Here is a 6,748-nt window from a genome sequence, read left to right on the forward strand (position 1 = left end):
TCCCTGCATCCACCCGCGCGCGTTCACATGCTCTTCCCATCCAACGTACCTGGGAGGACGCCATGAAGGAGCGGGACGCATACATCCAGAAGATGGAGGCGGAGCAACGTGAGGCCACCGCGCGCTTCCAGGAAATCGAAGCCCAGGCGGACCTCGCCCAGAGCGAGGACGAGCTGGACATCCTCAGCGGCGCCAAGGAGCGCAGCGAGGACTTCCAGCGCGAAGTCCAGGCGATGCGCAACGCGGACCAACAGGACTGGCAACGCATGAAGTCCGCCGTGGAGAAGGCCCGCACCCGCGTCGGTGACCACCTCGACCGCGCGGGAGAGCGGTGGGAGCAGCTGCGCGCGGTCTACCGCCGTGAGCGCGAAGCCGAACTGCGCCAACTGGGCGCCCAGATGGACCAGTGGGAAGCCTCCCGTGACCGCACCGCCGCCGAGGACTCGCTCCTCACCCGTCAGGAACTCGACTTCATGAAGCGCGGCCTCCAGAGCACCCGCGCCCTGCTCATGCACCTGGGCAGCTCGCGCGGAGACGCCTGGAAGCAGGCCCGCGAAGAGTACGAGGCCTCCTGGCGCGACCTCCGCGAGCGCTCCCGCCGCATCCGCGCCGACAGCACCTCCGACGCCGACATCGCCTCGCCTTCGTAGGGAGGGCGGCCCACGGCCCGGCGAAGAAGCGCCCCCTTCCCTCTTCTTCTCCGGCGCCACGCAGCTGACACGGGACTACGCTAGGAACGCCCATCATCGACGTTCCGCTCGCGAGCCCCATGGCCCTCTCCGCACGCCCCACCCCGCCGCCCGTCCTCGCCGCCATCGACGTGGGCACCAACGCCGTGCGCCTGGAGCTGGCCCGCCCCGACGTCGATGGCTCGCTCGAAACCCTCCACCAGGAGCGCGACCCCATCCGCCCCGGCGAGGGCGTCTTCACCACCGGCGAGATGCCCCCGGAGACCGCCGACCGCCTCCTGTCCACCCTGCGCCGCTACGCCGCCCTCTGCCGCCGTCACAAGGCCCAGGTGCGCGCCGTCGCCACCAGCGCCCTGCGCGAGGCCCGCAACCGCCAGGACATCGTGCGCCGCGTGCACGAGGAGGCCGGCCTGGAGCTGGAGGTCGTCAGCGGCAAGGAGGAGGCTCGCCTCATCTGCCTGGGCGTGCTGCACCGCAAGCCCGCCAACGCCCGCTCGCTCCTCATCGACATCGGCGGCGGCAGCACCGAAGTGGCCATCGCCACCGGCGAGAAGCCCGACGAGCTGTGGAGCCTCACGCTGGGCTCGGTGCGGCTCACGGAGGTGTTCGACACCTCGCGCACCGTGACGTCCAAGCAGCTGCGCCTGATGCGCGGCTTCGTCGACGAGGTGCTCCACAAGACCCTCCCCGAAGCGCTCCCCGCGCTGCCCCGCGTGGCGCTGGGCTCCTCCGGCACCATCCAGGCCGTGGCGGGCTTCGCCGTGGGCGAGAACGGCGGCAACGCCACCGTGCGCCAGCTCACCCAGGCCGTGGAGACGCTGGCCGCGATGCCGCCGGAGCGCCGCCGCAAGCGCTTCGATCCGCGCCGCGCGGACATCATCGTCTCCGGCGCCGTCATCCTGGAGGGCGTCGCGCGCCACCTGGGCGTGGAGTCCGTCAGCGTCGTCAACCGCGGCCTGCGCGACGGTCTGCTCGTGGACCTGCTCTACCGCCAGGACGAGACGCGCGACGACCACAGCCTCGCGGACGCGGCGTTCGCCATCGGCCAGCGCTTCTTCTTCGACGAGAAGCACGCCCGCCAGGTGGCCCGCATGTCCCTGGCCCTCTTCGACGGGCTGGCCGCGCTGCACCAGCTGCCCCTGTCCGTGCGCCCCCACCTGGAGGTCGCCGCGCTGCTGCACGACATCGGCACCGCGGTCAGCCACGAGCGCCACCACCGGCACACGTACTACCTCATCCACAACGCGGACATCCCCGGCCTCGCGGACCGCGAGCGCGAGCTCATCGCGCGCGTCGCCCGCTACCACCGGCGCTCGCAGCCGGAGCTGTCCCACTCCGGCATGGCGGGCCTCACCCCATCGGAGGCGCGGCGCGTGCGCAAGCTGGCCACGCTGCTGCGCCTGGCGAACGCGCTGGACCACAGCCACCACCAGCCCATCCGCGAGTTCAAGGTCACGCACGGGCGCGACATCGTCACGCTCCACCTGCACGCCCGCCAGCCGCTGGACCTGGAGCTGTGGAACGCGGAGCGCGAGGTCGCCGCCTTCCGCAAGGTGTTCGGCAAGCGGCTCGCCTTCCAGGTCCACTCGGCCGGGCGTTAGGGCCACCGGCTCCCCGCCTGCCCTGCGGCAAGGGGAGCAACGCAAGCTTTGCCCCACCCCGCGTCCATGGCCAGCGTCCAGGGATACGTGTCCGCGCGCGCCGCGCCGTGGACCGTCTCATCTTTCAAGGCCCTGGCGGGGCAAGGAGCGCATCATGAAGGCTGTCGTATTCCATGGGATTGGGGACATCCGGCTGGATGACGTCGCGGAGCCGAAGCTGAAGGAACCCACCGACGCCGTCATCCGGCTGACCGCCAGCGCCATCTGCGGCACCGACCTGCACATGATCCGCGGCACCATGCCCGGCATGAAGCCCGGCACCGTCCTGGGCCACGAGGGCGTGGGCGTCATCGAGGAGCTGGGCGAGGACGTGCGCAACTTCAACGTGGGCGACCGCGTGGTCATCTGCTCCACCATCGCCTGCGGCAACTGCTCCTACTGCCGCGCCGGCTACTATGCGCAGTGCAACGACGCCAATCCCAATGGCCCCACCGCGGGCACCGCCTTCTTCGGCGGTCCGGCGATGACGGGCCCCTTCGACGGGCTCCAGGCGGAGAAGGCGCGCATCCCGTACGCGAACGTCACGATGGTGAAGGTGCCCGAAGGCGTCACCGACGACCAGGCCATCCTCGTCTCCGACATCTTCCCCACGGGCTACTTCGGCGCGGAGATGGCGGAGATCAAACCCGGTGACACCGTGGCGGTGTTTGGCTGCGGCCCGGTGGGCCTGTTCGCCATCGTGAGCGCGAAGCTCTTGGGCGCGGGCCGCGTGTTCGCCATCGACTGCCACGAGGACCGGCTCAACCTGGCGCGCACCCAGGGCGCGGAGGTCATCAACTTCGAGGAGGAGGACCCGGTGGAGACGCTCAAGCGCTTCACGGGGGGCATCGGCGTGGACCGCGCCATCGATGCGGTGGGCGTGGACGCCATGCACGCGCACCACGGCCCCGCCGCCAAGAAGGCCAAGGCGGAGCTGCCCGAGTTCAAGCGCGAGGTGGCGCAGGTCGCCCCCAAGACGAAGCCGGACGGCGACAACTGGGTGCCCGGGGACGGGCCGTCTCAAGCCGCGCAGTGGGCCGTGCAGGCGCTGGCCAAGGCGGGCACGCTGTCCATCATCGGCGTGTACCCGCAAACGATGAACGCGTTCCCCATTGGCGACGCGATGAACAAGAACCTCACCCTGCGCATGGGCAACTGCAACCACCGCAAGTACATCCCGCGCCTGCTGGAGCTGGTGCGCGCCGGGACGGTGGACCCCACCGCCATCCTCAGCCACGTGAAGTCCATGGGCTCCGCCATCGACGCGTACCGCAACTTCGACCTGCGCAAGCCGGGCTGGGTGAAGGTGGAGCTGGAGCCGGGCGTCACCGTCCAATGACAGCTCTGGCATCCAGCAGCAGGCACGCGTCGCCGAACTCGTGCCCCAGGTAGCCCAGGGCCTCCGCGTGCGCCGCCGCCCGTTGCAGGAGCGGCAGCGGCGCGAAGGCCTGGAGCAGCGCGTGGTGACTGCTCCCCGGTTCATGCACGCCGGTGAGCAGCCCGTGCACCACCCGGGGCACGTAACCGGGCCCGAGCAGCAGGTCCGTCACGGCCTCGCCCGGCACCAGGCGTCCTCCGTGCTGCGTCGCGCGGCCCTCCAGCGCCCGCACCACGGTGGTACCCACCGCCACCACACGCCCGCCCCGGGCCCGCGTCTCCTCCACCAGCGCCACCGTGCCTTCGGGGATGTCCGAGCGCTCCGGCCGGGGCAGCGCCGCATCCAGCGCCGCGTCGCCCGTGGAGGACAGCCCCGCCGCATGCGTGAGTGACGCCCACCGCACGCCGCGCGCCTTCAGTCGCTGGAACACGGATGCCGTGAGGGGCAGGCCCGCGGACGGCATCTCCGCGGCCCACGGACGCGCGGCGTAGAGCGTCTGCACGTGCCACAGCGCCAGCGGTCCCGCAGTGTAGGCATACTGCACCGGCCGCCCCGCTTGATAGAGCGCGTGCCAGAGCGCCGCCCCGCTCAAATCGAAGGCGACGCGCAGCAGCCGGGGCGACGGCGGCAGCACCTCCACCACCCGCGCCGTGAGGCCTCCCACTTCCAGGCGCGCGCCCACGGGCAGCTCGGGCGGAGGGGGCCGGTCCTCGGTGCGTCGGCGCCAGTCGCCCGCGCCGAAGAGCACCGCCGTCCACGTGTCGTCCGGTTCGTGGGCCAGCAAGCGCAACTCGATGGCGGCGCCCGCGCCGGTGCGGCCCGTGAGCGAGCCGGGCAGCGTGGCCGCGTCGTTGAGCACCAGCAGGTCTCCCTCGCGCAGGAGCATGGGCAGGTCGGAGGCGACGCTGTCGGTGAAGCGGCCCGCGCGGGGCTCCACGTGCAGCAGCCTCGCCGCGTCGGGGTGTTCCCGGGGCCAGCGGGCGGCGTTCATGCGGCCTCCCACTTCGCGGCCTCGAACCGCTGTCCGGACGCGGTGTCCTTCGCCTCCACCCGCGCGAGGATGCGCGCGGCCACGTCCTCCGGCCTCGCCAGCGTCGAGGGGTCCGCGTCCGGCAGCGCGTCGCGGTGCATGCGGGTGTCCATGTCCCCCGGATCCACGGTCAGCAGGCGCACGCCGCTGCCCTCCAGCTCCGCGGCCCAGATGCGCGTCAGGTGCTCCAGCGCCGCCTTCGACACGCTGTACGCGCCCCAGCGGGGATAGGCGGACACCGCCGCGTCGGAGGTGACGTTGAGCACCAGGCCCCGCCCGCGCAGCACCATGCTCCCCACCACCGCCTTGCTGAGCCGGAAGGGCCCGAGCAGGTTGACCTCCAGCACCTGCGACACGTCCTCGCAGGCGGTGTCCAACAGCAGCGGCAGCGGCGTGGGCCCGAGGACGCTCGCGTTGTTCACGAGCACATCCACCGGCCCCACCAGCGCGGTGGCCGCGCCCACCAGCGGGTAGATGGCCTGCTTGTCCCCCACGTCATAGGCCAGCGCGTGCACCGGCAGGCCTTGCGCCTGGAGCGGCTTCACCGCCGCGTCCAGGGCCTTCGCGTCGCGCGCCACGCCCACCACCCGGGCGCCCTTGCGTGCGAAGCCTTCCATCAGCGCCCGGCCCAGCCCCCGGCTCGCTCCCGTCACCAGCACTGCTTGATGCTTCAGGTCCATGGTTCGTGCCTCCCTTGAGAGGACGAATAGCCGAAGCGCTCCCATCGGATGGCATCCGCGCCAATGGGTTGGCAGAATGCCAGCGCATGAGCGACGAGGACCTTCCTGGCAGGCTGGCGCGCAACCTCCGGACGCTGCGGGAGACGCGAGGGGCCACACAGGTGCAGCTGGCGAAGCTGGCGGGCGTGCCCCGGGCAACCTGGGCGCACCTGGAGTCCGGCGCGGCCAACCCCACCCTCTCCGTGCTGCACCGGGTGGCGGGGGCGCTCCAGGTCTCGCTGGAGGAACTGCTCGCCCGGCCCAAAGCGAGCGCCCGGCACTACCCGCGGGAGAGCCTCCTGGTGCGTCAGCGTGGCGCGGCCCTGCTGCGCAAGCTTCTGCCGGATCCGCTGCCCGGCATGGAGTTCGACCGGCTGGAGCTCCCGGCCCGCGCGCGCATCACCGGCGTGCCCCACACGCCCGGCACCCGCGAGTACCTCGCCTGTGAGTCCGGCACGCTCGCGCTGATCGCCAGCGGCGAGCGCTTCATCCTCGAAGTGGGCGACGTCGTCGTCTTCCGGGGCGACCAGAAGCACTCGTACGAGAACCCGGGGACGCGCACGGCGGTGGGCTACTCCGTCGTGCTGCTCACCCCGTCGGTCTGAAGCAGGTCAGGCCCCGCCGCCCTGCCAGATGAGCATCCCCATCACGCCCACGTCGCGCGCTCCGTCCGCATGGAGCCGCCACGGCACCGCCACGCCCAGCTCCAGCGACTTCGCCAGATGCGCTTGCATGCCCGGCGCCAGGAGCACCGTGGAGGTGCCGTCCTCGTCGCGCCACGCGGCCTCCACCGTGGGCCGCAGCGGTCCCAGCTCCAGCACCGCGCCGGCCGCGAGGTCCGGGTGCAGCTCGCCGTCCAGGCCCCGCACCCCGGGCAGCTCCTCCGCCTTGAGCTGGAGGTTGAAGCCCAGCGGGCCCACGTCCTGGTAGGCCAGCAGGTACGGTTCGAAGCCCGGACGGAAACGATCGTCCACGTCATCGCGCGTGGCCAGCAGCTCCATGCCGACGCTGAGCGTGAAGCCGCGCTGCCCGTCGTTGATCAGCGCCCAGCCCACGCCGGCCTCGGCGGTGTCGAGCCCGCGCGGATCCTCTGGCGTCGTCAGCGCCACCTCCGCTTCCAGTTGCACGCGGTCGCTGAGGCCATACTCGGTGGCGACGGGCAGCTCGAAACGCGACTCGCCCTGCTGCCGCGTCCACTCCAGCCCCGTGCCCAGCTGCAGCTCGTGACGCTGCTGGGGCGCGGCCCCTTCTCCGAGGAAGAACTCCTGCACCCGGCCCTCCACCCCCTCCTC

The 6,748-nt window shown here is 72.0% G+C and carries 7 protein-coding genes; 4 read left to right on the plus strand and 3 right to left on the minus strand.

Annotation, left to right across the window (positions count from 1 at the left end; all coding sequences use genetic code 11):
- Window positions 1-62 precede the first annotated feature (62 nt).
- The 3 genes from D7V97_RS37760 to D7V97_RS37770 all read left to right on the plus strand — a co-directional run bounded on the left by D7V97_RS37760 (window position 63) and on the right by D7V97_RS37770 (window position 3,668).
- Window positions 63-650, plus strand: coding sequence for a hypothetical protein (locus D7V97_RS37760; RefSeq protein WP_120615448.1), 588 nt, complete (start codon window positions 63-65; stop codon window positions 648-650).
- Window positions 651-769: 119 nt separating this feature from the next.
- Window positions 770-2,290, plus strand: coding sequence for a Ppx/GppA phosphatase family protein (locus tag D7V97_RS37765; protein ID WP_120615449.1), 1,521 nt, complete (start codon window positions 770-772; stop codon window positions 2,288-2,290).
- Between the two features lie 154 nt (window positions 2,291-2,444).
- Window positions 2,445-3,668 (plus strand): zinc-dependent alcohol dehydrogenase, encoded by a 1,224-nt coding sequence (locus D7V97_RS37770; protein WP_120615450.1) that lies wholly within the window; start codon window positions 2,445-2,447, stop codon window positions 3,666-3,668.
- Here D7V97_RS37770 and D7V97_RS37775 read toward each other — a convergent pair.
- A complete protein-coding gene (locus D7V97_RS37775) occupies window positions 3,655-4,698 on the minus strand; it encodes an S-adenosylmethionine:tRNA ribosyltransferase-isomerase (protein WP_199729097.1) in 1,044 nt (347 codons plus the stop codon). The two genes, D7V97_RS37770 and D7V97_RS37775, sit on opposite strands and share 14 nt — an antisense overlap.
- Window positions 4,695-5,417 (minus strand): SDR family oxidoreductase, encoded by a 723-nt coding sequence (locus D7V97_RS37780; RefSeq protein WP_120615452.1) that lies wholly within the window; start codon window positions 5,415-5,417, stop codon window positions 4,695-4,697. Before D7V97_RS37780 ends, D7V97_RS37775 begins: the two co-directional genes overlap by 4 nt.
- Before the next feature lie 86 nt (window positions 5,418-5,503).
- Here D7V97_RS37780 and D7V97_RS37785 point away from each other — a divergent pair, with 86 nt between their 5' ends.
- Window positions 5,504-6,061, plus strand: coding sequence for a helix-turn-helix domain-containing protein (locus D7V97_RS37785; protein WP_120615453.1), 558 nt, complete (start codon window positions 5,504-5,506; stop codon window positions 6,059-6,061).
- A gap of 6 nt (window positions 6,062-6,067) precedes the next feature.
- On the opposite strand, the gene D7V97_RS37790 is transcribed toward D7V97_RS37785, so the two are convergent.
- On the minus strand, window positions 6,068-6,748 hold a 681-nt coding region (locus D7V97_RS37790; protein ID WP_233583482.1), incomplete at its 5' end, for a hypothetical protein.

The sequence above is a fragment of the Corallococcus sp. CA053C genome, from assembly GCF_003611675.1.
GTDB lineage: Bacteria > Myxococcota > Myxococcia > Myxococcales > Myxococcaceae > Corallococcus.